This window comes from Streptomyces sp. CoH27 (assembly GCF_020181035.1).
GTDB lineage: Bacteria > Actinomycetota > Actinomycetes > Streptomycetales > Streptomycetaceae > Streptomyces > Streptomyces camelliae.
The window spans coordinates 107603-131768 of sequence record NZ_JAIQYY010000012.1 but is presented as its reverse complement, the minus strand read 5'-3'; the positions used below and the strand labels follow the sequence as shown (position 1 = coordinate 131768).

The 24166-nt window shown below is 72.5% G+C and carries 25 protein-coding genes; 17 read left to right on the top strand and 8 right to left on the bottom strand.

The genetic code is table 11. The features are described 5' to 3' along the window. Window positions 1–29: 29 nt before the first annotated feature. Complete coding sequence (locus LE548_RS21585; protein WP_225098560.1) at window positions 30–2150, bottom strand: S9 family peptidase; 2121 nt, start codon at window positions 2148–2150, stop codon at window positions 30–32. A gap of 164 nt (window positions 2151–2314) precedes the next feature. On the opposite strand from LE548_RS21585, the gene LE548_RS21580 reads away from it, so the two are divergent. From LE548_RS21580 to LE548_RS21545, 8 genes are all read left to right on the top strand, one after another. After that, the gene (locus LE548_RS21580) at window positions 2315–2509 is read left to right on the top strand and encodes a hypothetical protein (RefSeq protein WP_023546985.1); all 195 of its coding nucleotides are present in this window, start codon (window positions 2315–2317) and stop codon (window positions 2507–2509) included. A 50-nt stretch (window positions 2510–2559) separates the two neighbouring features. After that, entirely contained in the window at window positions 2560–3417 is an 858-nt protein-coding gene (gene mshB, locus LE548_RS21575) for an N-acetyl-1-D-myo-inositol-2-amino-2-deoxy-alpha-D-glucopyranoside deacetylase (RefSeq protein WP_225098559.1), read from the top strand. Next, on the top strand, window positions 3414–3830 hold the full coding sequence (locus LE548_RS21570; RefSeq protein WP_225098558.1) for a DUF6113 family protein: 417 nt from the start codon (window positions 3414–3416) through the stop codon (window positions 3828–3830). Before mshB ends, LE548_RS21570 begins: the two co-directional genes overlap by 4 nt. Before the next feature lie 159 nt (window positions 3831–3989). Beyond that, window positions 3990–6452 (top strand): hypothetical protein, encoded by a 2463-nt coding sequence (locus tag LE548_RS21565; RefSeq protein WP_225098557.1) that lies wholly within the window; start codon window positions 3990–3992, stop codon window positions 6450–6452. 153 nt (window positions 6453–6605) lie between these two features. Further along, window positions 6606–7535, top strand: a complete 930-nt coding sequence (locus LE548_RS21560; protein ID WP_225098556.1) for an ABC transporter ATP-binding protein — start codon at window positions 6606–6608, stop codon at window positions 7533–7535. Further along, complete coding sequence (locus LE548_RS21555; protein ID WP_225098555.1) at window positions 7532–8272, top strand: ABC transporter permease; 741 nt, start codon at window positions 7532–7534, stop codon at window positions 8270–8272. The genes LE548_RS21560 and LE548_RS21555 overlap by 4 nt, the downstream gene beginning before the upstream one ends. 5 nt (window positions 8273–8277) lie before the next feature. Then, window positions 8278–9462 carry a sensor histidine kinase gene (locus LE548_RS21550; protein ID WP_225098753.1) on the top strand — a complete coding sequence of 395 codons (1185 nt, stop codon included), beginning with the start codon at window positions 8278–8280 and terminating at the stop codon, window positions 9460–9462. Continuing rightward, window positions 9459–10073, top strand: a complete 615-nt coding sequence (locus LE548_RS21545; protein WP_225098554.1) for a response regulator transcription factor — start codon at window positions 9459–9461, stop codon at window positions 10071–10073. The genes LE548_RS21550 and LE548_RS21545 overlap by 4 nt, the downstream gene beginning before the upstream one ends. A 4-nt stretch (window positions 10074–10077) precedes the next feature. On the opposite strand, the gene LE548_RS21540 is transcribed toward LE548_RS21545, so the two are convergent. Both LE548_RS21540 and LE548_RS21535 read right to left on the bottom strand, forming a co-directional pair. Further along, window positions 10078–10944 (bottom strand): transglutaminase-like domain-containing protein, encoded by an 867-nt coding sequence (locus LE548_RS21540; protein ID WP_225098553.1) that lies wholly within the window; start codon window positions 10942–10944, stop codon window positions 10078–10080. 54 nt (window positions 10945–10998) lie between these two features. Beyond that, window positions 10999–12099 (bottom strand): GNAT family N-acetyltransferase, encoded by a 1101-nt coding sequence (locus LE548_RS21535; RefSeq protein WP_225098552.1) that lies wholly within the window; start codon window positions 12097–12099, stop codon window positions 10999–11001. Window positions 12100–12239: 140 nt separating this feature from the next. On the opposite strand from LE548_RS21535, the gene fdxA reads away from it, so the two are divergent. Continuing rightward, entirely contained in the window at window positions 12240–12566 is a 327-nt protein-coding gene (gene fdxA, locus LE548_RS21530; protein ID WP_225098551.1) for a ferredoxin, read from the top strand. Between the two features lie 109 nt (window positions 12567–12675). After that, the gene (locus LE548_RS21525) at window positions 12676–13767 is read left to right on the top strand and encodes a bifunctional succinyldiaminopimelate transaminase/glutamate-prephenate aminotransferase (RefSeq protein WP_225098550.1); all 1092 of its coding nucleotides are present in this window, start codon (window positions 12676–12678) and stop codon (window positions 13765–13767) included. Between the two features lie 196 nt (window positions 13768–13963). Here LE548_RS21525 and LE548_RS21520 read toward each other — a convergent pair whose 3' ends face one another. Then, window positions 13964–14389 (bottom strand): ATP-binding protein, encoded by a 426-nt coding sequence (locus LE548_RS21520; RefSeq protein WP_225098549.1) that lies wholly within the window; start codon window positions 14387–14389, stop codon window positions 13964–13966. 288 nt (window positions 14390–14677) lie between these two features. Continuing rightward, window positions 14678–15667: a heavy metal transporter gene (locus LE548_RS21515; protein ID WP_225098548.1), complete on the bottom strand. Its 990-nt coding sequence runs from the start codon at window positions 15665–15667 to the stop codon at window positions 14678–14680. 97 nt (window positions 15668–15764) lie between these two features. Here LE548_RS21515 and dapE point away from each other — a divergent pair, with 97 nt between their 5' ends. Both dapE and LE548_RS21505 read left to right on the top strand, forming a co-directional pair. After that, window positions 15765–16844, top strand: coding sequence for a succinyl-diaminopimelate desuccinylase (dapE, locus tag LE548_RS21510; protein ID WP_225098547.1), 1080 nt, complete (start codon window positions 15765–15767; stop codon window positions 16842–16844). 113 nt (window positions 16845–16957) lie between these two features. Further along, window positions 16958–17716: a TIGR00730 family Rossman fold protein gene (locus LE548_RS21505; protein ID WP_225098546.1), complete on the top strand. Its 759-nt coding sequence runs from the start codon at window positions 16958–16960 to the stop codon at window positions 17714–17716. A gap of 243 nt (window positions 17717–17959) precedes the next feature. Here LE548_RS21505 and folP read toward each other — a convergent pair whose 3' ends face one another. Beyond that, window positions 17960–18820, bottom strand: coding sequence for a dihydropteroate synthase (gene folP, locus LE548_RS21500; protein ID WP_225098545.1), 861 nt, complete (start codon window positions 18818–18820; stop codon window positions 17960–17962). Window positions 18821–18943: 123 nt separating this feature from the next. Between folP and LE548_RS21495 the strand changes: the two genes are divergently transcribed. Both LE548_RS21495 and LE548_RS21490 read left to right on the top strand, forming a co-directional pair. Then, window positions 18944–19300, top strand: a complete 357-nt coding sequence (locus LE548_RS21495; RefSeq protein ID WP_225098544.1) for a DivIVA domain-containing protein — start codon at window positions 18944–18946, stop codon at window positions 19298–19300. Continuing rightward, window positions 19297–19893 carry a DNA-3-methyladenine glycosylase I gene (locus LE548_RS21490; RefSeq protein WP_225098543.1) on the top strand — a complete coding sequence of 199 codons (597 nt, stop codon included), beginning with the start codon at window positions 19297–19299 and terminating at the stop codon, window positions 19891–19893. Before LE548_RS21495 ends, LE548_RS21490 begins: the two co-directional genes overlap by 4 nt. Window positions 19894–19897: 4 nt before the next feature. Here LE548_RS21490 and LE548_RS21485 read toward each other — a convergent pair whose 3' ends face one another. Further along, entirely contained in the window at window positions 19898–20701 is an 804-nt protein-coding gene (locus tag LE548_RS21485; protein ID WP_225098542.1) for an enoyl-CoA hydratase/isomerase family protein, read from the bottom strand. Window positions 20702–21071: 370 nt separating this feature from the next. Between LE548_RS21485 and LE548_RS21480 the strand changes: the two genes are divergently transcribed. After that, window positions 21072–21239 carry a DUF3117 domain-containing protein gene (locus tag LE548_RS21480; protein WP_003985072.1) on the top strand — a complete coding sequence of 56 codons (168 nt, stop codon included), beginning with the start codon at window positions 21072–21074 and terminating at the stop codon, window positions 21237–21239. An 84-nt stretch (window positions 21240–21323) separates the two neighbouring features. Here LE548_RS21480 and LE548_RS21475 read toward each other — a convergent pair whose 3' ends face one another. Next, window positions 21324–22022 (bottom strand): O-methyltransferase, encoded by a 699-nt coding sequence (locus LE548_RS21475; RefSeq protein WP_308030424.1) that lies wholly within the window; start codon window positions 22020–22022, stop codon window positions 21324–21326. Between the two features lie 234 nt (window positions 22023–22256). Here LE548_RS21475 and sigE point away from each other — a divergent pair, with 234 nt between their 5' ends. Beyond that, window positions 22257–22967 carry an RNA polymerase sigma factor SigE gene (sigE, locus tag LE548_RS21470; protein WP_225098751.1) on the top strand — a complete coding sequence of 237 codons (711 nt, stop codon included), beginning with the start codon at window positions 22257–22259 and terminating at the stop codon, window positions 22965–22967. Continuing rightward, window positions 22964–24043, top strand: a complete 1080-nt coding sequence (locus LE548_RS21465; protein WP_225098541.1) for a zf-HC2 domain-containing protein — start codon at window positions 22964–22966, stop codon at window positions 24041–24043. The genes sigE and LE548_RS21465 overlap by 4 nt, the downstream gene beginning before the upstream one ends. Window positions 24044–24166: the final 123 nt, after the last annotated feature.

Here is a 24166-nt window from a genome sequence, read left to right as displayed (position 1 = left end):
GTTAACGCAGTTGGTGGCTGTTTGCGGGGTTATGCGAGGTGCAGCGACCGCTTGAGGAAGTCCAGCTGCAGCCGCAGCAGATTCTCGGCGACCGCCTCCTGCGGGGTCATGTGGGTCACCCCGGACAGCGGCAGCACCTCGTGCGGGCGGCCGGCGGCCAGCAGGGCGGAGGAGAGCCGGAGAGAGTGGGCGACCACCACGTTGTCGTCCGCCAGCCCATGGATGATCATCATCGGGCGGTGCGGCTCGGCCGGGTCGACCAGGCCCTCGTCGTGCACGACGGAGTTACGGCGGTAGACCTCCGGCTGCTCGCCCGGGTCGCCGAGGTAGCGCTCCTGGTAGTGGGTGTCGTACAGGCGCAGGTCCGTGACCGGGGCCCCGACGACGGCCGCGTGGAAGACGTCCGGGCGGCGCAGCGCCGCCAGCGCGGCCAGATAGCCGCCGAAGGACCAGCCCCGGATCGCCACCCGGTCCAGGTCCAGCGGGAAGTCCTCGGCGAGCGCGTGGAGCGCCGCCACCTGGTCCTCCACCACCGTGGCCGCGATCTCGTCCCGGATCGACTTCTCCCAGGCCGGCGAGCGTCCCGGGGTGCCCCGGCCGTCGGCGACGATCACCGCGAAGCCCTGGTCGGCGAACCACTGCGAGGTGAGATACGCGTTGTGCCCGGCGGTCACCCGCTGTCCGTGCGGACCGCCGTAGGGGTCCAGCAGCACCGGCAGGGGAGTGTCCCCGGGGTAGTCCTGCGGCATAAGCACGGCGCACGGAATTCGGCGTGCGCCCCCCTCGGCCAGGGTCACCCGAGGGGAGAAACCGGGATCTTCGGCATACGACCGGACAGTCGCCACCGGTTTCCCGTCACGCAGGACCTGGGCGCTGGTGCCGGGCCGGCCGAGCGTCGCCGACATGAGCACGGTCACGTCCCCGGCCCGTACCGCCGTGTGCACACCGGGCTCCTGGGACACACGTTCCACGCCCAGTTCGTTCACGCGATACACATGAACTTCGCCAATTTCGGCGGCCTCCGCCTCCTCGCCCGCGGAGGCGGAAACCAGCACATCGCCCGCGCCCACGTCCAGCACCGCCCGGATGTGCAACTGACCGCTGGTCAGCGGCCGTTCGCCGACCGCCAGCACCCGGGCCCCACCCTCGTCCACAATGCGGACAAGCTGCCCGGAGGGGCTCCAGCAGGGCACCCCAGCGAAAAGTTCCAGCCAAATCGGATCTTCGTCGGCGTGCACCATCCGGGTGGCCCCGGTGTCCGGATCCACCGCCAGGAAGAGCTGGCTGCGCTGGTCCCGCGCCTGCACCAGAAGCAGCGGCGCACCCGCCGCTGACCAGTGCACACGCGCCAGATACGGATAGCGGGCCCGGTCCCAGGCGACCTCCTGGCGCTCCCCGTCGAGACCGAGCACGAACAGCCGTACCTCCGCGTTCGGGGTGCCGGCGGCGGGGTACGCGATGTCGACCGGCTCACGTTCCGGGTGGGCCGGATCCGCGATCCACCACCGCTTCACCGGCGTGTCGTCCACGCGCGCCACGAGCAGCCGACGCCCGTCCGGCGACCACCAGAAGCCCCGCGAACGCCCCATCTCCTCGGCCGCGACGAACTCCGCCAGGCCGTAGGTGACCTTCTCCGACTCCGGTTCGGCAAGCGCCCGATCCCGCTCTCCCTCGGCGCTCACGACCCGCAGCGCGCCCTGCGCGACGTACGCGATGTGCGTGCCGTCGGGCGACGGACGCGGGTCGATCACCGGTCCCGGAACCCGGAGTTCACGCGTTGCACCGTCCCGCAGCGCGGCCGTGAAAAGCCGCCCTGACAAGGCGAAAGACGCCAACTCCACGGCCGTGTCGGTGGCGTAGCCGACGATCCCGGCACCGCCCTCACGGCTGCGTTCCCGGCGTGCCCGCTCCTCGGCCGAGAGTTCCTCGGAGGCGCCGCCGAGCAGGGTGCGCGGATCGGCGGCCGGGCGCTCGGTGCCGTCCGGAAGGTCCAGGACCCACAGGGAGTTGGCCCGGTCGGTGCCAGAGCCGGAGCGGAGGAACGCGACACGCGAACCGTCGGGCGCCACGGTGAAAAAACGCGGCGCGCCGAGCGTGAACCGCTGTGTCCGGGCGTGCCGTCGGGGGAAGGAGTCAGCCTCGGTCGTCATACCCTGACCATATTGGCCATGCGCCCCCTTGTGCGGCCGTGCGCCGAGCGATGCGCGAGTACGGATAGTTATGATCACTACCGCTGTGTGGGTATGAACCTGCTGGCGTCTGCGTGGACTTGGGCAAGTGATCCGGATCTGGCGATCTTTGGAGGTGAGCCGCCGTGGCACTCTCGATTTCGGCGGTGGTGCTGCTGGCGATCATCGTCTTCCTGCTGATCAAGAAGTCAGGACTGAAAGGTGGCCACGCGGTCATCTGTATCCTGCTCGGTTTCTATCTCGCCTCCTCGACCATCGCACCCACGATCAGCCAGCTGACGACGAATGTCGCGAGCATGATCGGCAGCATCAAGTTCTGAGGACGGCCGCTACCGGGTACCCGGGGCGGTGACCTCGTAGGGTGGGTCCCATGACGGAACTCCCCGCCCGCCGTCTTCTGCTGGTGCACGCGCACCCGGACGACGAGTCGATCAACAACGGCGCGACCATGGCCCGGTATGCGGCCGAGGGCGCCCATGTGACGCTGGTCACGTGCACGCTCGGGGAGCGCGGTGAGGTCATCCCGCCCGAGCTGCGGCATCTGACGGGGGCCGCGCTGGGTATGCACCGGCGCGGTGAGCTGGCCGATGCCGTGCGCGCGCTCGGCGTCAGCGACGCCCGGCTGCTCGGCGGCGCGGGCCGCTACGGCGACTCCGGGATGATGGGCATTGCGGACAACGAGGACCCCGGCTGCTTCTGGCAGGCCGACGTCGACGAGGCCGCCGGGCAGCTCGCCGACGTGATCCTGGAGGTCCGCCCCCAGGTCCTCGTGACGTACGACGACCACGGCGGCTACGGCCATCCGGACCACATCCAGGCCCACCGCGTCGCCATGCGCGCCGTCGAGCTGGCGGAGGAGCGCGGCCACCGCATCGCCAAGGTCTACTGGAACCGCGTCCCGCGCTCCGTCGCCGAGGCCGCCTTCGAGCGCCTCCAGGACGAGCTGCCCGCACTGCCGTTCGACAAGAGCGCCTCCGTGGCCGACGTACCGGGTGTCGTGGCCGACGAGCGGGTCACCACCAGCGTCGACGGCACCGCGTACGCCGCCGCCAAGGCCGACGCGATGCGCGCCCACGTCACCCAGATCGCCGTGGCCGAGCCGTACTTCGCGCTCTCCAACGACCTGGCCCAGCCGCTGTTCACCACCGAGTACTACGAGCTGGTGCGCGGTGCGGGCGAGGCGGGGGAGACCGACCTGTTCGCGGGCGTCGAGGAGGCGGTGGCGTGAGCAACAACCAGCCGGGCTCGCTGCTCGCCCAGCCGCTGCAACGCCCCTCCGCCGCACGGATGGCCGCCTACGCCGGCCTCTTCCTCCTCGGTGCCGTCGTCGGCCTCGCGGGGACCCTGCTGCAGGCCGCCTGGTTCCCCGGCGGGCTGCTCCTCGGCTTCGCCGGCGCGGCCGGGACCTTCCTCGGCGGGGCGTACGCCACCGGCGGCCGGGGCGGGGCCGTGGCACCGGTGGCCGGCTGGATCATCGCCGTCATCCTCCTCACCACCTCGCGCCCCGAAGGCGACTTCCTGTTCACCGCCGGAGGCGCCTCCTATCTCTTCCTGCTGGGCGGCATGGCGCTCGCTGTGATCTGCGCCACCCTCGGCGCGGGACGGCAACCCGGGGGCGGTCCTGCCCGACTTGGCAAGTGACGTACCACTTCGCCATGCGGCGCACGTGCGAGTCCGGTGTGGGTTTCCTCAGCGCCCATGGGATAAGCGCCAGAAGTGGCCAGTATGGTGGTGCGCGCCGCCGAGCCGTCCGCATGTTCAGGTCGTCACGGGCGGTGGAGCCAACTGGGAGAACCTGCCTTGAGTCGTGAAACTGACACTCCGTCCTCCGGGCCCAACGGGCGCGGCGGAGCCGCATACCCCTCCGGCACGCCGCCGTACGGGACCCCCATGGCTACCGACGACGGTACGGACGCGGGCCGTTCGGGCACGCGACCGGAGGAGAAGAAGACCGAGACCACGCTGACGACCCGGATCCGGATCAACATTCCCGGGTCCCGGCCCATTCCGCCGGTGGTCGTGCGCAAGCCCGTCGGGGAGTCCGACGGCGCCGGGTCCACCGGCTCCACCGGATCCACCGGATCCACCGGGGACGAGGCGCCCGCCGCCGATCCGCGGCCCGTGCCCGAACAGCGGACGGCCTCCGCCGCCGACACGCCCGCCGAGCCCGCGGCCCAGGCCGAGGAGAAGACCAGCGACTGGTTCGCGCCCCGCAAGTCCTCGGCACCCAAGGGCGGTCCGGGCGGCGGCGGCACGAACGGGGCCGGGGGGCAGGGCGGTTCCAGTGCCGCCGGCGGCGCACCGGGCGCCCGTACGAGTGGTCCGGGTACGTCCGGTACGACCGGTACCACCGGCGCACGCCCGGGCGGCGGCCGGTCCGGCGGCGGACGTCCGGGCGGTGTGGTCGGCTCCATGAGCGTCCCGGGCGGCTCCCGCTCCGGCACCACGAACGGCCAGGGACTGCCCGGCGCCACCGGCGGCCCCGTCGCCCCCGGGCACGGCGGCGGCACCGGCTCCTTCGACGTCACCGAGGCACTCAACGCCGGCCCGCTGGGCCCCGGCTCCCGCCCCGGCGCGTCCGGCGCGTCCGAACCCAGCCGCGACGACCTGCCGTACTTCTCGGAGAACGGCGCCGCGGGTGCGGCCGGTCACGACGGCTTCGGCAACTCCGGCACTCCCGGCGCGAACGGCCAGAGCGGCTACGGCGGCTCCGGTGCCGCGGGCGCCGGCGGGCACGACGGCTTCGGCGGCGCGGGCGCGAGCGGTGCCAACGGGCGCGGCGGCGCCAGCGGCTTCAACGGCCCGAACGGGCGCGGCGGCCACGACGGCTTCGGCGGCCCGGCCGGCCCCACCAGCGGCCCGGTCACCGGCGACGGCACCCTCCTGCCGTCGGCCGGCGGTCCCCGTCCCGACAGCGGCGAACCCTTCGGTGGCGAACCCTTCGGCGGTCCGGCCGGCTTCGACGTCCCCGGGCACCCCGGCGCCGAGGGCACCTCGGCCCCGCGCAGCGCCCTCGCCGACCTGGCCGACCTCGAAGGCCCGGCGGCCCCCGGCGCGCCCCTCGGCGGCGCCGGCCTCGGCCCCGGCGGCGGGCTCAGCGACGACACCGCGATCCTCACCCCGCAGAAGCCGGCGCCCGAACCGGGCACGCCCGGCTACCGCCCCGTCGACAACGTCTCCGGACACACCGTCACCAGCGGCATCCCGGTCGTCCCCGGCGCCGGCGGCTCCCCGTTCGGCGGCCCCGGCGGCCCGGCCGCGCCCACGGCACCCAAGCCGGAGCCGGCCGCCGCACCCAAGGCGCAGGCCAAGGCGAAGAAGAAGGGCCGCAGCAAACTGGTGCTGCTCGGCGCCGGCGTGGTCGTGCTCGCGGGCGGTGCCTACGGCGCCGGGCTGCTGATGAACCACACCGACGTGCCCAAGGGCACCACGGTGCTCGGCCTCGACATCGGCGGCGGCACCCGCGACGACGCCGTCAAGAAGCTCGACGACGCCTTCGGCAGCCGGGTGAACAAGCCGCTGAAGCTCACCGTCGACGGCAGGACGGTGACCCTCACCCCGGGGAACGCAGGCCTCCAGTTCGACTTCCAGGCCACCGTGAGCAAGGCCGCGACCAGCGACTACAACCCGGTCCACGTCATCGGCTCGCTCTTCGGCCAGAAGCGTGTCATCGCGCCGGAGATGCCGGTGGACGAGGAGAAGCTCCAGGCCGCCCTCCAGCAGGCGGGCGGCGGCTCCGGCCTGTCGACCGACGGCACCGTCAAGTTCGAGGCGGGCAAGGCCGTCGCCGTCTACGGCAAGGCGGGCAAGGGCATCGACGCGGCCCAGTCGACCCAGGCGGTCGAACAGGCTTACCGCACCCTGATCGAGACGGGCACCGCGAACCCGGTCGCCGTACCGACGACCACCCGGCAGCCGACGGTGTCGAACGCCGAGGTCGACCGCGAGATGAAGGAGTTCGCGCAGCCGGCGATGTCGGGCAAGGTGACCGTGATGACGGACGCCGCGCACTCGATCGCGATGGGCCCGGAGAAGTCGCTCTGGAAGTTCCTCAGGGTGACGGCCGTCAACGGCAAGCTGGTCGACAAGCCCGACCTGGCCGCCCTGCAGCAGCTGTACGGCAAGACCTTCGACGGCGTGCTCATCGCCCGCGGCAACGGCAAGAAGACGCCCATCACCCCCGAGGACGTCTACGGCGCCCTGCGCCAGGCGCTGATGAGCAAGACCAACCGGGTCGCGGTCATCTCCACCAACCCCAGTTAGTCACGCGGTACACAGGGGGCGCCCAGGTTCCGACGGGCGCCCCCTTCGCCGTCCCTGTCACCAGGCGTCATCCGATCCGTATGACATCTGTCATCCGCCTCTCAGGACCCCCGACACTGCCGGAGGGACGGGCCGCTCGGCGAGCATGGGGACATGACAACGACTGCGGCACCGGCCACCACCACCCCGGTGGTCGGCTTCGACCAGGTGACCAAGACATACGGCAGTGTGCGGGCGGTGGACGGGCTCTCGCTGAAGCTGTACCCCGGCGAGACCGTCGCCCTCCTCGGCCCGAACGGGGCCGGCAAGTCCACCACCCTCGACCTGCTCCTCGGTCTGAAGAACGCCGACAGCGGCACCGTGAACCTGTTCGGGACCAGCCCCCGCGAGGCCATCGTCGCCGGGCGTGTCGGCGCCATGCTGCAGAGCGGCGGCCTGATGGACGAGGTCACCGTCGCCGAGATGGTGAAGCTGGCCTGCTCGCTGCACCCGAAGCCGTACAAGGCCGCCGATGTGATGGCTCGCGCCGGCATCACGCAGATCGCCGACCGCAAGGTCAACAAGCTCTCCGGCGGCCAGGCCCAGCGCGTCCGGTTCGCCCTCGCCACCGCCGGCGACAGCGACCTGATCATCCTGGACGAGCCGACGACCGGCATGGACGTCTCCGCCCGCCAGGCCTTCTGGGCCACCATGCGCGAACAGGCCGACCAGGGCCGTACCGTCCTGTTCGCCACCCACTACCTCGAAGAGGCCGACGCCATCGCCGACCGGGTCCTCGTGCTGCACCGCGGCCGGCTCCTCGCCGACGGCACCGCCGCCGAGATCAAGGCCAAGGCGGGCGCCCGCCGGATCGCCTTCGACCTGGAGGGCGAGATCGACCAGACCGCCCTGCGCGCGCTGCCCTTCCTGACCTCGATCGACGTATCCGGGCAGACCGTCCGCATCCAGTCGTCCGACGCCGACGCCACCGTCCACGCCCTGTACGGCCTCGGTGTCTACCCCCGCAACCTCGAAGTCGCCGGCCTCGGTCTGGAGCAGGCCTTCGTCGCCATCACGGAGGCCGAGGAGGCCAAGAAGTCATGAACGCCCTGATCAAGCTCGAACTGGCCCGCGCCTTCCGCAACAAGAAGTTCCTGTTCTTCTCGGTGCTCTACCCGGCGATCCTCTTCCTGATCTTCTCCAGCAGCTCCGGCTCGAACCAGAAGGTCGACGGCACCGGCCAGACCGTCGCCACCTACCTGATGGTCTCCATGGCCTCCTTCGGCGCCCTGACCGCCGTGCTGATGGGCAACAGCGAGCGCATCGCCAAGGAGCGCGAGAGCGGCTGGGTACGGCAGCTGCGGCTGACCCCGCTCCCCGGGCGCGGCTACGTCCTCGCCAAGACGGCCAGCGCGGCCGTGGTGAGCCTGCCGTCGATCGTCGTGGTCTTCGCGGCCGCCGCCGCGATCAAGCACGTACGCCTGGACGCCTGGCAGTGGCTCGCGCTCACCGGTGTCATCTGGGCCGGCAGCCTGGTCTTCGCCGCGCTCGGCGTCGCCATCGGCTACGTCGCCTCCGGGGACGCGGTCCGCCCCATCACGATGATCATCTACTTCGGTCTGTCGATCCTCGGCGGCCTGTGGATGCCGAGCACGACCTTCCCGAAGATCCTCCAGGACATCGCGAAGTGGCTGCCCACGCACGCGTACGCTGCTCTCGGGCGGGCGATCGAGCAGAGCCAGGCCCCGCACGCGACGGACATCGCCATCCTCGCCGTCTACTTCGTCCTGTTCGCGGGCGGCGCGGCCTGGCTGTACCGGAAGGACACGCTGAAGGCGTGAGCACCATGACGGAAGACCGGACGGCCGACACCTGGCAGGACACGGCCATGGGCCGGCCGCCCCGCAACCGGCGCGAGCTGAGGGTCAAACTGGTCTGGATCGGCGTCTGGCTGGTCTTCCTCAGCTCGCCGGTCGGCGACCTCGCGAGCGGCCGGCACACCACGGGCGCCACCGTCGCCGGCACCCTCGGCCTGACGGCGTTCGTCGCCGCCTACCTCTCGCTGGTCTTCCGCCGCATGGGCAAGCCGTTCTCGCCACGCCTGACCGTCTCGCTGCTCACGGTCCTCGGCGTGCTCGCCCCCGTCCTGGCCTACAGCCTGGGCAGGGACTGGCTCGGCCTGTTCGTCTACGTCTCGGTGGCCTGCGGGGCGACCCTGCCGGTCCGGGCGGCCTCCTGGGCGATCCCGGCGACCGGCGTGGTCATGTACCTCGTGGGACTGCACTCCGACGAGAAGGAGGCCCGCGGACTGCTGCTCCTGGTGGTCCTCATCGGGTTCGCGATGACGGGCGTGGGCCAACTCATCCGTACGACCATCGAGTTGCGCAAGGCGCGGGCCACCGTCGCCCATCTCGCCGCCAACGAGGAGCGGCTGCGCCTCGCCCGCGATCTGCACGACCTGCTCGGCCACTCCCTCTCCCTGATCACGCTGAAGAGCGAGCTGGCCGGCCGGATGCTGCCCGACCACCCCGACAAGGCGGCCCAGCAGGTCGCCGACATCGAGCAGGTCAGCCGGCAGGCGCTGGTCGACGTACGGGAGGCGGTCACCGGCTACCGGCGGCCGAGGCTCGCCGCCGAACTCGCCGGCACCGAGGTCGCCCTGACCGCCGCCGGCATCACCCCCGACGTGCCCGCCGATCCCGACCTCACCGGTGTCCCGGAGGAGTCCGAGTCCGCGCTCGCCTGGGCGCTGCGCGAGGCGGTCACCAACGTGGTCCGGCACAGCGGCGCCGACCGGTGCCTCGTCCGGCTCACCCACCGCCAGACCCTGGACGGCCCGGTCCTCGAACTCACCGTCGAGGACGACGGATCCGGCGGTGTCGGCAGCGTCCCGGGCAACGGTCTGACCGGCCTGACGGAGCGGCTGGAGAAGGCCGGCGGCAGCCTGGAGGCGAGCTGGATCAAGCACGGATTCCGCCTGGTCGCCCGCGTCCCCACGGCCCCCGCGGGGGACGTAGGATCCGGGGCATGACGAGCCCGATCAAGGTCCTGCTGGCCGAGGACCAGTCCATGGTCCGTGAGGCGCTGGCCGCGCTGCTCGGTCTGGAGGACGACATCGAGGTCGTCGCCCAGGTCGCGCGCGGCGACCAGGTGCTGGCCGCCGTCGGCGCGCACGGCGTGGACGTGGCTCTGCTCGACATCGAGATGCCCGGCTGCACCGGCATCGAGGCGGCCGCCCAGGTGCACCGGGAGTTTCCGCAGGTCAAGCTGGTCGTGCTGACCACCTTCGGTCGCCCCGGCTATCTGCGCAGCGCCATGGAGGCGGGCGCGGACGCCTTCCTCGTCAAGGACGCCCCGGCCGCCCAGCTCGCCGAGGCGATCCGCAAGGTGCTCTCCGGTGAGCGGGTCATCGACCCCACCCTCGCCGCCGCCGCGCTCGCCGAGGGCGCCAACCCGCTCACCGAACGCGAACGCGAGGTGCTCCGCGCGGCGGCCGACGGCGCGACCAACGCGGAACTGGCCAAGGCCCTCCATCTCTCCCAGGGCACGGTCCGCAACTACCTCTCCACGGCCATCCAGAAGCTGGCGGTGCGCAACCGGGCGGAGGCGGTGCGGACGGCGCGGGAGAAGGGGTGGCTCTGAGAGGTCAGTTGAGCATCGCCCGTGCTGTCCGGGCCTGTTGCCGCACCTTGTGGGCGGTCGACTCGTCGACGACCTCGATCAGGTCGGCGTAGGCGTCCAGTTCCTCCGCGCCGGTCACGAACTCGCCGCGCTGCACGAGCAGTTGGCCCCGCTCGTAGCGCAGCCGCGCCGGATGCGACGGCACCAGCAGGGCCAGCTCCACGGCCGACAGCGCCACGTCCGACCGCTCGGGCCGGACGGTGGCCCAGGCGCGGATGTTGTTGAGGATCCGCTGGACGACCTCCAGCGGCGGCGCGGGCTCCAGCATGCCGGGATCCAGCGGCGCCCCCGTGGCCCCCACCACCAGCAGCTCCGCGTCGGTCCCGGTCAGCACCCGCCCGCCCTCGAACGGATCGGCCAGCACCTGCTCCTCGGCGGTGCCGAACCCGACCACGAAGTGCCCCGGCAGCGCGACCCCGTACACCGGGGCGCCTGCCCGCCGGGCGACCTCCAGCCACACCACCGACAGCAGGATCGGCAGCCCGCGCCGGCGCCGCAGCACCTCGTGCAGCAGGGACGACTCCAGCCGCTGGTAGTCGCCGGGCGTCCCGTGGAACCCGTAGCGCCCGCCCAGCAGCCGTCGTACGGCCTCCGCCCACGCGCGCGGCCCGCCCGGCCGGTACGGCAGCTCGCCCGCCAGCCGGTCCAGCTCCAGCTGCGCCACGTCGATCCCGGCCTCGTCCAGCTCCCCGTCCGCCGTGGCCCCGATCAGCAGACACAACGCCGCCAGATCCGGCCGCTCGGCCCGCGCCTCCTCGGCGAACCTGCGGCGCAGCTCGGCCGCCCGCTCCGGCGAGGGCGGATGCGGCGGCGGCAGATGCGGGTGACGCATGACTGACTCATGCCCTTCCACGACGGTTTCCCAGGGTGTCCTGCGACGGTTTTTCTACGACGGCTGCTCCTGCGGTGCCCGGTAGTGGTGGTACGCGTGGTGCGGGGTGAAGCCCAGCTCGGTGTACAGGGCGCGGGCGCCGGCGTTGTCCGTCTCGACCTGGAGCCAGGCCGCCGACGCGCCCTCCTCCAGGGCCCGCCGGGCCAGCGCGGCCATCACCTCCGTGGCGAGGCCCTGCCGGCGCCGGCCGGGGTCCACCTCGACGGCGGCGAACCCGGCCCACCGCCCGTCCACGACACACCGCCCGATGGCCGCCGGAGTCTCACCCTCCCCCAAGCTCTCGGCTTCGCCCGGGCAGGGGGCACCCCCACCGCCGGGCACGGTCGCGAACCACACCGACGGACCGCCCCCGAGCACCTGCAGGGCCACCTCGCTCACCCCCTTGCGCTGGTACCGGGCGAGCCATGCCTCGTCCGCCTCCCGGGCCAGGACCACACCCGCGCCCTCGGCCCGGTCCGCGACCGGCGCCAGGGCACCGGTCCACACCTCGGCGGTCACCTCCCGCACCCAGCCGCGCCGCTCCAGCTCCGCGCACAGCAGCTCCTGCGTGCCCTCGGCGCCGGTGGCGGTCTGGATGTAGGCGGGCAGACCACGCTCGCCGTACCAGCGGCGTACGGCGTCCAGGGCCGCGTCGAGGGGAAGCCCGGGATCGCCGAGCGGCAGCACACTGTTGGCCCGCCGGGTGAAGCCCGCCCGTCGCCCGGCCACCACCCCGGCCGGACGCGCTTCGCGCGGCACCTTCTCGACCGCAGCCCGCAGTTCCCAGTCCCCGAGCCGCTCGCTCTCCACCGGCCGCCAGCCCCGCGAGACGATGCGAGCGAGTTCCTCGTACGACGCGGCGGGGCCGCGCCGGCGCGCGGGGGCCGCCGGTACCACCTTGCCCGCTACCACGACGGCTTCCGGGATGCGGACACTTTCCCCGTTCCGGCGTGTGATCATGAGCACGCCATCAGTCCATGATGTGAGAACACCCACCGTGTCGGTGAACTTCTCCGGTGTCGTGCCGGGGTCCGCCAACCGCCGTACGGAGACGCGTTTCCCCACGTCAGAAGGGGTAATTCGGACTTCCAGACGTCCTGTCGCCGAGATTTCCACTGGTCAGTTCACCCCTCCTGTTCGGATCATGCTCCGGAACGGAGATACTAGGGGCGGGCATCGACGACGCCGCGCTCCCGCGCGCCAGGCGGCGGAGCCTGAGGAGGCCCGCCAGCGCCCTATCGAGGAGGAACGACAGCGTGACCTACGTCATCGCGCAGCCTTGTGTCGACGTGAAGGACAAGGCGTGCATCGAGGAGTGCCCGGTCGACTGCATTTACGAGGGCTCCAGGTCCTTGTACATCCACCCGGACGAATGCGTCGACTGTGGTGCCTGTGAGCCGGTCTGCCCGGTCGAGGCGATCTTCTACGAGGACGACGTCCCGGAGGAGTGGAAGGACTACTACAAGGCGAACGTCGAGTTCTTCGACGAGCTGGGTTCGCCCGGCGGTGCCAGCAAGCTGGGGCTGATCGAGCGTGACCACCCGTTCGTCGCCGCGCTGCCGCCGCAGGCGGAGGGCGAGTAATCCGCGTAAGCCGAATCGCCGCCTCGGTCCCGTACGGCCCGGTCATCCCGATCGCCGCCGCACGGGACCGAGGCGTTTGCCGCACCGTACGAAAGTGAGCCTGATTCCCGTGTCCGCAGTCTCCGACCGGCTCCCCACCTTCCCCTGGGACAAGCTGGAGCCGTACAAGAAGACGGCCGCCGCGCACCCCGGCGGGATCGTCGACCTGTCCGTGGGCACCCCGGTCGACGCCGTGCCCGAGCTGATCCAGAAGGCCCTGATCGACGCGGCCGACTCCCCGGGCTATCCGACCGTGTGGGGCACGCCGGCGCTGCGTGACGCGATCACCGGCTGGCTGGAGCGCCGCCTCGGCGCCCGCGAGGTCACCCACCGCCATGTCCTGCCGGTGGTCGGCTCCAAGGAACTGGTCGCCTGGCTGCCGACCCAGCTCGGCCTCGGCCCCGGCGACACGGTGGCCTACCCGCGCCTGGCCTACCCGACGTACGAGGTCGGCGCCCGCCTCGCCCGCGCGGACTACGCGGTCTACGACGACCCGCGCGACCTGGACCCGGCGCACCTGAAGCTCCTCTGGCTGAACTCGCCGTCGAACCCGACCGGCAAGGTCATCCCGAAGGAGGACCTGACCGCGATCGTCGCCTGGGCGCGCGAGCACGGCGTCCTGCTGGTCTCCGACGAGTGCTACCTGGAGCTGGGCTGGGAGGCCGACCCGGTCTCGGTCCTGCACCCGGACGTCAACGGCGGCTCGTACGACGGCATCGTGGCCGTCCACTCCCTGTCCAAGCGCTCCAACCTTGCGGGGTACCGCGCGGCCTTCATCGCCGGCGATCCGGCCGTCCTCGGCCCGCTGCTGGAGATCCGCAAGCACGGCGGCATGATGACCTCGGCGCCGACCCAGGCGGCGGTCGTGGCGGCCCTCGGCGACGACGCCCACGTCCACGAGCAGCGCGAGCGCTACGCGGCCCGCCGCGAGGCCCTGCGCGCGGCTCTCCTCGGCCACGGCTTCCGCATCGAACACAGCGAGGCCAGCCTCTACCTGTGGGCCACGAGGGACGAGTCCTGCTGGGACACGGTCGCCCACCTGGCCGACCTGGGCATCCTGGTGGCCCCGGGGGACTTCTACGGCGAGGCGGGCGAGAAGTTCGTACGCGTGGCACTGACGGCGACGGACGAACGGGTCCAGGCCGCGGTGGAGCGCCTCTAAGCGGACCTGGTGAAGTCCACTGCGGTTCGGCAGCTCCCTCAAGGGGCGCGGGGAACTGCGCGACCAGCCAAGACGGGGCCGCAGCCGGACGACGGCCCGTCGCCGCACATCCAGCGGAGCGCTTAGCGGCAAAGCCGACGGGGCCCAGGGAACTCCCTGGACCCCGTCGGCCGGTCAAGCCGGCGGCAGCGAACCCTCAGCCGCCCAGCGGCAGCCCCTGGACCGGCAGGTTCGACGTCGGCAGGACGCCGCCCTTCGCCGTGCCGGACGCGGCGTCCCCGACGACGTTGCCGGCGGTCTGGGCGACGCCGCCCGCGGCGTTCTGCGCCACCGGCGCCGTCTTCTTCAGGGCACCGCCGCCGGTCTGGCCCGCGGCCGGCACCGCCGTCCCGACCACGTGGCCGCCCGCGTTGCCCGCGAGCGAGGTGACGCTCTTCGCGGCGCCGTCGGCGGTGTTGGCGGCGTGCGTGGCGTCCAGGGCGCTCAGGCCGCCCAGGTTCGGGGCCACCTCCGGCAGGTTCGTGGCCGCACCGGCAGAGCCGGCCGCACCGACCCCGGCTGCCGCTCCCGCTGCGACGATCAGCGCGGCACGAGCGATCCGGCGGGTCAGAGGGAGGGACATGATGCTCCATTCGACGGAAGACAACGGTGTGAAGGTCCGGGTCCGGTTCCGGGCTCGGACGCCGTGACTACCGCTCGAAGCCCGCGAAGGTTGCGGACGCCCCAGGTAACGAATGGATAACGCATCGCATTATCAGGTGTGGATAAAAACGGGCAAAGAGCGTCCGTCGCGCATCCCGCAGAATCCTTACGGCCCGTGATTTCCCGGGGTTTCCGACTCCGACCCGGGAACGGCGCGCAGGCGGGGGCGGGCGGGTGGCCGCGCAACCCGCCCGAGTGACCCTCCGTACTACTGTCCGGCCACGATCCGGACGACCCCCTGGGACGGGCCCGCCCCACCGGTCCCGTCCGCGACGACCGTCCTCCACTGGTCGCTGGTGCTCCCGGCGGTCCACTCGCGCCCCGCGTACGACACCCGCTGGATGTGCAGCGCCGACGAGTTCGCGACCGCCCACTGCGCCAGCTGCCAGCCCCGCTGCCGCTCGCCGCGCCCGCTCGCGTCCGTCCGCGTGCCCTGCGGCACCGGAACCGTCACCGTCCGCCCCTGCGCGGTCGCGGTCACGCTCGGCGCCGGAGACGGCGACGGCACCGGGACACCGCCCACCTCCGCCCCGGTCTCCTGGAGCGCGTCCCGCCCGAAGTCCCGTACCAGCGCGCTGCGCACGGCGTCCGGACCGGTCGTCACCCCGGCCTGCGGACGCCCGTCGCAGGTCAGCGTGGCCGCCGCGGTCCCCGTCAGGGCCGCCGCCAGCAGCGTGGCGTCCGACTCGTGCTTGGCGTACGCCTCCGGGTAGCCGCTGAGCTGCACCCGCTGGGCCGCCTCGGTCAGCGGCATCTCGGTGTAGCCCGGCACCCGCGCCAGATGGGCGTAGAAGATGCCCGCCGCGTACGCCGGGTCCAGGATCTGCTGCTGGGTGCCCCAGCCCTGCGAGGGCCGCTGCTGGAACAGGCCCAGCGAATCCCGGTCGCCGTGCTGGATGTTGCGCAGCCCGGACTCCTGGATGGCCGTGGCCAGCGCGATCGTCACGGCCCGCTCGGGCATCCCGCGCCCGGTGCCGACGGCCGCGATCGTCGCCGCGTTCGACGCCTGCTCCGGCGTGAACTCGTACGACGTACCGTCACCGGTGTCCGACACCACCTTGCAGCCGCGCGCGCCACCCCCTCCGGTGACGTACTGCACCACGAGATAGGCGGCGACACCGCAGAGGACCAACAGGGCCGCGGTGTAACGGAAAACACGACCGCGACGCTTGGGACGGGTGGGGGACGGCTCTGACACGCGTACAAGGTACTGGAGGCCCGCCGGGCCCTCACGGGGGGTCAGCGGACAGCGCTTTCCCGCCGGTCCCGGCGACCGGCGCGCTAGGGTCGGGGGCATGGCCGACACCTCGCTTGACCTCACGCTCGACGCCGCCGCGCTCACCGCGCGGCTCGTGGACTTCCCCTCCGAGAGCGGCACCGAGAAGCCGCTCGCGGACGCGATCGAGGCCGCCCTGCGCGCCCTGCCGCACCTGACGGTGGACCGCCACGGCAACAACGTGATCGCCCGCACCCACCTGGGCCGCACCGAGCGTGTCATCCTGGCCGGCCACATCGACACCGTCCCGATCGCGGACAACGTGCCCTCACGCCTCGACGAGGACGGCGTCCTGTGGGGCTGCGGCACCTGCGACATGAAGTCCGGCGTCGCGGTCCAGCTGCGCATCGCGGCCACCGTCCCCGCCCCCAACCGCGACCTCACCTTCGTCTTCTACGACAACGAGGAGGTCGAGGCGAGCCTCAACGGCCTCAAGCATGTCGCGGAGGCCCATCCGGAGTGGCTCCAGGGCGACTTCGCGGTCCTGCTGGAGCCGTCCGACGGCCAGGTCGAGGGCGGCTGCCAGGGCACCCTGCGCATGCTGCTGAAGACCACGGGCGAGCGGGCGCACTCCGCGCGCTCCTGGATGGGCTCCAACGCCATCCACGCGGCCGCCCCGATCCTGGCCCGCCTGGCGGCCTACGAGCCCCGCTACCCCGTGATCGACGGCCTGGAGTACCGCGAGGGCCTGAACGCGGTGCGCGTTGCCGGGGGAGTGGCGGGCAACGTCATCCCGGACGAGTGCGTGGTCACCGTCAACTTCCGCTACGCCCCCGACCGCACCGAGGAGGAGGCGATCGCGCACGTCCGCGAGGTCTTCGCCGACTGCGGAGTGGCCGAGTTCGTGGTCGACGACCACAGCGGCGGCGCGCTGCCCGGCCTGTCCCACCCGGCCGCGGCGGCCTTCATCGAGGCGGTCGGCGGCACCCCGCAGCCGAAGTACGGCTGGACGGACGTCTCCCGGTTCTCCGCCCTCGGCATCCCCGCTGTCAACTACGGCCCGGGCAACCCGCACTTGGCGCACAAGCGCGACGAGCGCGTGGACACGGCGAAGATCCTCGCGGGCGAGGAGCGCCTGCGGAACTGGCTCACCGCCTGAAGAGCGCTACAGGGCCGGTACGGCGCTGCACACCGGACATCGTGACGTCCCCCCTCCGTAACCCGCGGCGATCTAGTCTGAGATCGAACTACCCGCACGTGGAGGGAGCGCACATGGCTACCGGCAACCCCGAGGGAAAGAAGATCCCGCCGGACGAGCAGCGCCTGGGCCCGGTCCTCCGACGGCGCGGGCAGGTGATGGCCAGCACGACCGACCAGCGGCTGCTGGACGAGCGCGCCCCCACCGACTGGGTCCACACCGACCCCTGGCGGGTGTTGCGGATCCAGTCGGAGTTCATCGAGGGCTTCGGCACGCTCGCCGAACTCCCGCCCGCCATCAGCGTGTTCGGCTCGGCGCGCACACCGGTGGACTCACCGGAGTACGACGCGGGCGTCCGGCTCGGCCGGGGCCTGGTCGAGGCGGGCTGGGCGGTGATCACCGGCGGCGGCCCGGGCGCGATGGAGGCGGCCAACCGGGGCGCCTGCGAGGCGGGCGGCATCTCGGTCGGCCTCGGCATCGAGCTGCCCTTCGAGCAGGGACTGAACCCCTACGTCGACATCGGCCTGAACTTCCGCTACTTCTTCGTCCGCAAGATGATGTTCGTGAAGTACGCGCAGGGCTTCGTGGTCCTGCCCGGCGGCCTCGGCACCCTCGACGAACTCTTCGAGGCCCTCACCCTGGTCCAGACCCAGAAGGTCACCCGCTTCCCGATCGTCCTGTTCGGCAGCGCGTACTGGGGCGGCCTGGTCGACTGGCTCAAGAACACCCTGGTGGCCCAGGGCAAGGCCGCCGAGAAGGACCTCCTCCTCTTCCACGTCACCGACGAGGTGGAAGAGGCAGTGGCCCTGGTGTCGAAGGAGGCGGCCCGTTAGGCCCTGGCGCGGGGCTTCGGCCGGTGTCTGCCGGCAACCGGTGGTGCAGCTCGCCCGCGGGCCACTGCCCCCCTGGACCCCGACCTGTGCCCACCCCGCCCACCCGCCACCCGACTCAGTCCGCTGGTGCGCGGGGCAGCGGCTGTCCGTCCACCCTGGCCTGCTGCCTTTGCCTCTCGACCGACCGAGACAGGTGGGTGTGGTGGGCGAACGGGGGGTCAGGGGGCGCAGCCCCCTGGTCGGTCAGGCCAGACCCCGGCGAGCCACGGCAGGTGGGCGGTACCCGGCGATGGAGGCCACCATCTCCAGCACCTGCCGGGTCTCGGCCACCTCGTGGACCCGGTACACCTGCGCGCCGAGCCACGCCGACACCGCGGTCGTGGCCAGCGTGCCGATCAGCCGTTCCTTCACGGGCCGGTCCAGCGTCTCGCCGACGAAGTCCTTGTTGGACAGCGACACCAGCACCGGCCACCCCGTGGCGGCCATCTCCGGCAGCCGCCGCGTCGCCTCCAGGCTGTGCCGCGTGTTCTTCCCGAAGTCGTGCCCGGGGTCGATCAGCACCGACTCCCGCGGCACGCCCAGCGCGACCGCCCGCTCGGCCAGCCCCACGGTCACGTCCAGGATGTCGGCCATGACGTCGTCGTACGTCACCCGGTGCGGACGCGTGCGCGGCTCCACACCACCCGCGTGCGTGCACACCAGCCCGACCTTGTACCGAGCCGCGACCTCCGCGAGCCCGGGGTCGACCCCGCCCCACGCGTCGTTCAGCAGATCCGCGCCCGCCTCGCACACCGCCTCGCCGACCGAGGCCCGCCAGGTGTCCACGCTGATGATCACGTCCGGGAAGCGCCGCCGCACCTCGGCCACGAAGCCGACCGTCCGCCGCGCCTCCTCCTCGGCCGTGACCTCCTCGCCCGGCCCGGCCTTCACCCCGCCGATGTCGATGATCGCAGCACCCTCGGCCACCGCCTGCTCCACGCGCGTGAGGGCCGGCTCGTCCCGGAACGTCGCCCCCTGGTCGTAGAAGGAGTCGGGGGTCCGGTTCACGATCGCCATGATCACCGGCTCGTGCGCCCCGAATTCCCGCCTGCCCAGCCTGAGCATCCGCTGTGACCTCTCCTCGATCGTCCGGCGTTACGGCCGCCTGTGACCCTAACTGTCAGAGTCGCATGGCACGATCGGACCTGACAGTTTCAGCGTCCGGCAGAGAGCGTGGGGACCCTGGCGATGGTGATGTTCTTGTTCCTGGTCATCGCACTGGCCGTCGTGGTCGCCGCGGTGACGCTCGCCGTGGTGGGCGGCGGTGACAGAAGCCCGCTGCCCGAGGTGGCGCCGGACCGGCTCCAGGACCCGCTGCCCGCCGACCGGCCGGTGGACCGCGCCGACGTGGAGAGCCTGCGCTTCCCGGTCGCCCCGCGCGGCTACCGCATGGCGGACGTCGACGACGCCCTCGGCCGGCTCGCCGCCGAGATCGCCGAGCGGGACTCCCGGATCGCCGACCTGGAGTCGGCGCTGGCCGGAGCCAGAGCCGCGGCGGCACACGTCCGCATGGACAAGCCCGGTCCCCCGGAGGACCGGCGATGAGCGACGGAGCGGCCCTCGCCGGGCCCGACGGCGCCCTGCGCTGTCCGTGGGCGCTGTCCACCGACGACTACGTGTCGTACCACGACGAGGAGTGGGGCCGCCCGGTCCACGGCGACGACGCCCTCTTCGAGCGGATCAGCCTGGAGGCCTTCCAGTCGGGCCTGTCCTGGATCACGATCCTGCGTCGCCGTCCCGGCTTCCGCGCGGCCTTCGCCGGCTTCCGCATCGAGAAGATCGCCGCCTTCACGGACGACGACCGCGAGCGGCTGCTGGCCGACGCGGGCATCATCCGCAACCGCGCCAAGATCGACGCGACCCTCGCCAACGCGCGCGTGCTCGCCGACTGGGCCGAGGGCGACCTGGACGACCTGATCTGGTCCCACGCCCCGGACGCGGCCGGCCGCCCGGCCCCGAAGACCCTGGCCGACGTCCCGGCGGTGACCCCCGAGTCCACGGCCCTGTCCAAGGCTCTGAAGAAGCGGGGCCTGAGATTCGTGGGCCCGACGACGGCGTACGCGCTGATGCAGGCGTGCGGGCTGGTGAACGACCACTTGGAAGCGTGCGTCAGCCGCACCAGCCCGCCCGCCCGCTGACCGCTCAGCGGCCCAGGTACTTCGGCTTCTCCTTGTTGACGAAGGCCTGCACGGCGATCGCGTGATCCTCGGACTGCCCCGCCCGGGTCTGGAGTTCGTCCTCCTTCTCCAGCGTCTCCACGAGCGAGTGCGACAGCCCGAAGGCGACCGCCTCCTTGATCGCCGCGTACGCCACCGTCGGCCCCGCGGCGAGCGCCCGCGCCACCTTCTCGGCCTCCTCGCGCAGCTCGGCGGCGGGTACGACCCGGTTGGCGATGCCCAGCTCCAGCGCGTCCTGTGCGCTGATGCTGCGCGGGAAGAGCAGCAGGTCGGCGGCGCGGCTCGGGCCGATCACCCGGGGCAGGGTCCAGGAGATCCCGGAGTCGGCGGTCAGGGCGACCCCCGCGAACGACGTGTTGAAGGCGGCGGTGTCGGCGACCAGCCGGTAGTCCGCGGCGAGCGCGAAGCCGAAGCCCGCCCCGGCCGCGACGCCGTTCACCGCGGCGACCACCGGCTTCGGTGCCCCGGCGAGCGCGGTCACGATCGGGTTGTAGTGCTCCTTGACCGTGCTCATCGTCTGCCCGGCCCCCGTCTCGCGGTCGGAGGCGAGCAGCCCGATGTGCTCCTTGAGGTCCTGGCCCACGCAGAACGCCCGGTCCCCGGCGGCGGTCAGCAGGATCGCCCGTACGGCCGTGTCCCCGGCCGCGGATTCCGCCGCCTCCCGCAGGGCGGCCTTGGACGCGATGTTGAGCGCGTTCATGGCCTCGGGGCGGTTCAGCGTGATCGTCGCGAGTCCGTCGCTCACCTCGTAGAGCACGGTGTCGGCCATGGGAGATCCCCTCCGGTCGCGGGTGACGTACCGCTCAGTACGTCCGGGTACGAAGGACAGCATGGCGGAGATCGCCGGCCAAGAGCCGGACCGGACGTGTGACCTGCGTCAAAGAAAACCGGAGCGGAGCCGACCGGCGGATGTCCGTGCGGCGGCGAAGTATCGCAGCCACATCCCCGAATTGGGTGGTTTTGCTCGCGCGCGTTGCCCAAGCGATGCCGACTGATGTTGGTCATCGGGTCCTGCGATGCGGGATAATGGCTGGGAAGCAATGTGTTCGATGCCGGTGTCGCGTGTCCGTTTCGGAACCGCGGGTGCCCTCCGAGGGCTCTCGGCAGACGATGAGCTGGTTTCAGGAAGGGGAACGAGCATGGCGGCCATGAAGCCGCGGACGGGCGATGGCCCGCTCGAGGTGACCAAGGAGGGGCGGGGCATCGTCATGCGCGTTCCGCTCGAAGGCGGCGGTCGGCTCGTCGTCGAGCTGACCCCTGACGAGGCCAAGGCACTCGGCGAGGCCCTGGAGAAGGTCACCGTCTGACGCGCCGGCCATCAGGTCCTTCCGTCTGCCCCGGCATCGTACGCGGTGCCGGGGCAGACGCATGTCCCGCCCGGGTCCGGCTGCTCACCGCTTGACGGCGCACAGCAGCCCGTCGCCCACCGGCAGCAGCGACGAGACCAGTTCCTGGCTCTCACGCACCGAGCGCAGCAGCTCGCGCAGCCGCAGCACCTCCGTCGGCTGCGGTCCCGAGCCGACCGTACGGCCGTTGGCGAAGACGCCCTCGAAGACGACGAGCCCGCCCGGCCGCAGCAGGCGCAACGATTCAGCGAGGTAGTCGGAGTACTCCTGGCGGTCGCCGTCGCAGAAGACGAGGTCGTAGCCGGCGTCCGCGAGCCGGGGCAGGACGTCCAGGGCGCGGCCCGGGATGAAACGGGCCCGGTTGCTGGCGAAACCGCAGGCGCGGAAGGCCTGCCGGGCGAACTGCTGGTGCTCCGGCTCCGGGTCGACCGTGGTGAGCACCCCGTCCTGGCGCATGCCGTGCAGCAGATGGATTCCGGACACCCCGCAGCCGGTGCCGATCTCGGCGACGGCCTTGGCGTCCACGGAGGCGGCGAGCAGTCGCAGTGCGGCGCCCGTGGCCGGCGACACCGAGCGCAGCCCTGCCTCGCGGGCCCGGTCACGGGCCCAGCGCAGCGCGTCGTCCTCGGCGACAAAGGCGTCGGCGAACGCCCAGCTCGTCTGCCGGTTGCCGGTAATGACCCTCTCCTGTCCCCGTGGTTGCCTGGGCGTGACTGTATCCGTTGGCGCCGGGAACCCGCAGATGGGACCGGACGTTTATGGGGATGAGACGGTGACCGGATGCGCGATGGGGGGTATGGGGTGGGTCGGGACGCCGAGCAACTGCTGACGCAGCCGTATGAGCCGTATCAGCGTGTATCAAATTCTCGTAAAACCGCTTATGGGGAGCTAACGGGCGAGGTGGCTATGGTAGGGGCTCCACTGGACACCACCAGAGCTGACAGGGGAGGTGCGGCTGTGCCCTGGGACCGGGGCGGAGTGCTGCGGCGCTTCCTCGGGTCGGCGGGCAGGCCGAAATCCGTGACCGACACCGCTGCTGACCACCACGCCGCCTTCGCCGCAGGCGAGGCCCAGACCGCGACCTTCTCCACCGACGCGGACGGGCAGGCGTGGACTCCGCCCACGTGGGAGGAGATCGTCAGCACGCACAGCGCCCGGGTCTACCGCCTGGCCTACCGCCTGACGGGCAACCAGCACGACGCCGAGGACCTCACCCAGGAGGTCTTCGTCCGCGTCTTCCGCTCCCTGTCGACGTACTCGCCGGGCACCTTCGAGGGCTGGCTGCACCGCATCACCACCAACCTCTTCCTGGACATGGTCCGGCGCAAGCAGCGCATCCGCTTCGACGCCCTCGGCGAGGACGCGGCCGAGCGCCTGGCCAGCCGCGAGCCCACCCCGCAACAGCTGTTCAACGACGCGCACTTCGACGCCGACGTCCAGCAGGCCCTCGACACCCTCGCGCCCGAGTTCCGCGCCGCCGTCGTCCTGTGCGACATCGAAGGACTGTCGTACGAGGAGATCGCCGCGACCCTCGGCGTGAAGCTCGGCACGGTCCGCTCCCGTATCCACCGCGGCCGCTCCCAGCTCCGCAAGGCGCTCGCGCACCGCTCCCCGGAGGCCCGCGCGGCCGAGCGGCGCTCCTTCATCGCCCGTGTCCCCGCTCTGGGAGGAGGGGGCGCGACCGCGTGAGTGGATCCCGGCCGAAACCTGTCGAGAAGACGCACCTCGCAGAGCAGCATCTGGGAGACCGGCTCTCCGCCCTGGTGGACGGAGAGCTCGGTCATGAGTCGCGCGAGCGGGTCCTCGCCCACCTGGCCACGTGTGCCCGGTGCAAGGCGGAGGCGGACGCCCAGCGCCGGCTGAAGAACGTGTTCGCGGAGGCCGCCCCGCCACCGCCCTCGGCGAGCTTCCTGGCCCGCCTCCAGGGGCTGCCCGGCGGCGACTTCGGCGGCGACGGCATGTCCGGGCCCGCCGGCGGCGTCCTCGGGCGTGCCGCTCGCGAGGACACCACCGGGGCTGCCGACACTCCCGGCTCCTCCGCCATGTCCGGCGTCTTCGGGGCGCGGCGCGGCGAGCGCTTCGCCTTCGGATACGTCCCCGCCCGTCCGCACGGCGCGGTCCCCGCCCCGGCCGCCGCCTCCGCCGAGGCCGAGCGCGGCTTCCGCATCCACCCCGTCGGCCGCCCGGACGAGAGCCGCGCCGCCTCGCGCGGACTGCGGTTCGCGTTCGCCGCCGCCGGCGCGGTGTCGCTGGCCGCGGTCGCCCTCGGGGGGGTCACCACCGCCATCCCCGGTGACACGACGGCGGACGCCCGCGGCGGCACGGGCAGCAATGTCATCCCGGCCCGTTCGGCCGGCTCGGGCTCGGGCGCGGCCACGCCCGACAGCCAGCGCCGCCGCCCGGGAGGTCCGCTGCTCGCCGCCCAGGGCAGTGCGCTGCTCGGGCAGACCTCGGTGGCGCCGACGTCGATGTCAGCGCCGCTGGTGCCTGGCATGCCGACCCCCGGCACCGGCCAGACCCCGGGCGGCCTCGTGCGCGGTCTGACCACCCCGGTGATGGCCGGTGCGGCAGTCGTCTCCCCGCTGATACGCCCGCTGAACGACACCGTGGCCTACCCGCTGGGCGCCTGGTCCACGGTCCCCGGAGTCACCGGCTCCGGCCTGCTGTCCGCCCCCGTCCCCGCCATCCCCGTCCCCGCCATCGTGCCCCCCGCCGCCTCCGCCGCGCCCTCACCGTCCCCCTCCTTCCCGTCGCACGCCCCCTGACCGGCCACTGCGCCACCGCCCGCGAACCTGGTTGAATCCGGTGAGGGCCGTTCCCGCGGCGATGACCCGGGGACGTAGTCGACGTTCCGCCGGCCACCGCCGAAGCGCGCGGCCGCGGCCAGC

Bases quoted from the DNA above. Each gene is read 5' to 3' on its own strand.
- LE548_RS21545 (WP_225098554.1), top strand. From the start codon at position 9,459: ATGACGAGCCCGATCAAGGTCCTGCTGGCCGAGGACCAGTCCATGGTC.
- LE548_RS21560 (WP_225098556.1), top strand. From the start codon at position 6,606: ATGACAACGACTGCGGCACCGGCCACCACCACCCCGGTGGTCGGCTTC.
- folP (WP_225098545.1), bottom strand. From the start codon at position 18,820: ATGCTCAGGCTGGGCAGGCGGGAATTCGGGGCGCACGAGCCGGTGATC.
- dapE (WP_225098547.1), top strand. From the start codon at position 15,765: ATGGCCGACACCTCGCTTGACCTCACGCTCGACGCCGCCGCGCTCACC.
- LE548_RS21520 (WP_225098549.1), bottom strand. From the start codon at position 14,389: ATGTCCCTCCCTCTGACCCGCCGGATCGCTCGTGCCGCGCTGATCGTC.
- LE548_RS21505 (WP_225098546.1), top strand. From the start codon at position 16,958: ATGGCTACCGGCAACCCCGAGGGAAAGAAGATCCCGCCGGACGAGCAG.
- LE548_RS21495 (WP_225098544.1), top strand. From the start codon at position 18,944: ATGGTGATGTTCTTGTTCCTGGTCATCGCACTGGCCGTCGTGGTCGCC.
- LE548_RS21585 (WP_225098560.1), bottom strand. From the start codon at position 2,150: ATGACGACCGAGGCTGACTCCTTCCCCCGACGGCACGCCCGGACACAG.
- LE548_RS21550 (WP_225098753.1), top strand. From the start codon at position 8,278: ATGACGGAAGACCGGACGGCCGACACCTGGCAGGACACGGCCATGGGC.
- LE548_RS21480 (WP_003985072.1), top strand. From the start codon at position 21,072: ATGGCGGCCATGAAGCCGCGGACGGGCGATGGCCCGCTCGAGGTGACC.
- LE548_RS21555 (WP_225098555.1), top strand. From the start codon at position 7,532: ATGAACGCCCTGATCAAGCTCGAACTGGCCCGCGCCTTCCGCAACAAG.
- LE548_RS21485 (WP_225098542.1), bottom strand. From the start codon at position 20,701: ATGGCCGACACCGTGCTCTACGAGGTGAGCGACGGACTCGCGACGATC.
- mshB (WP_225098559.1), top strand. From the start codon at position 2,560: ATGACGGAACTCCCCGCCCGCCGTCTTCTGCTGGTGCACGCGCACCCG.
- LE548_RS21490 (WP_225098543.1), top strand. From the start codon at position 19,297: ATGAGCGACGGAGCGGCCCTCGCCGGGCCCGACGGCGCCCTGCGCTGT.
- LE548_RS21540 (WP_225098553.1), bottom strand. From the start codon at position 10,944: ATGCGTCACCCGCATCTGCCGCCGCCGCATCCGCCCTCGCCGGAGCGG.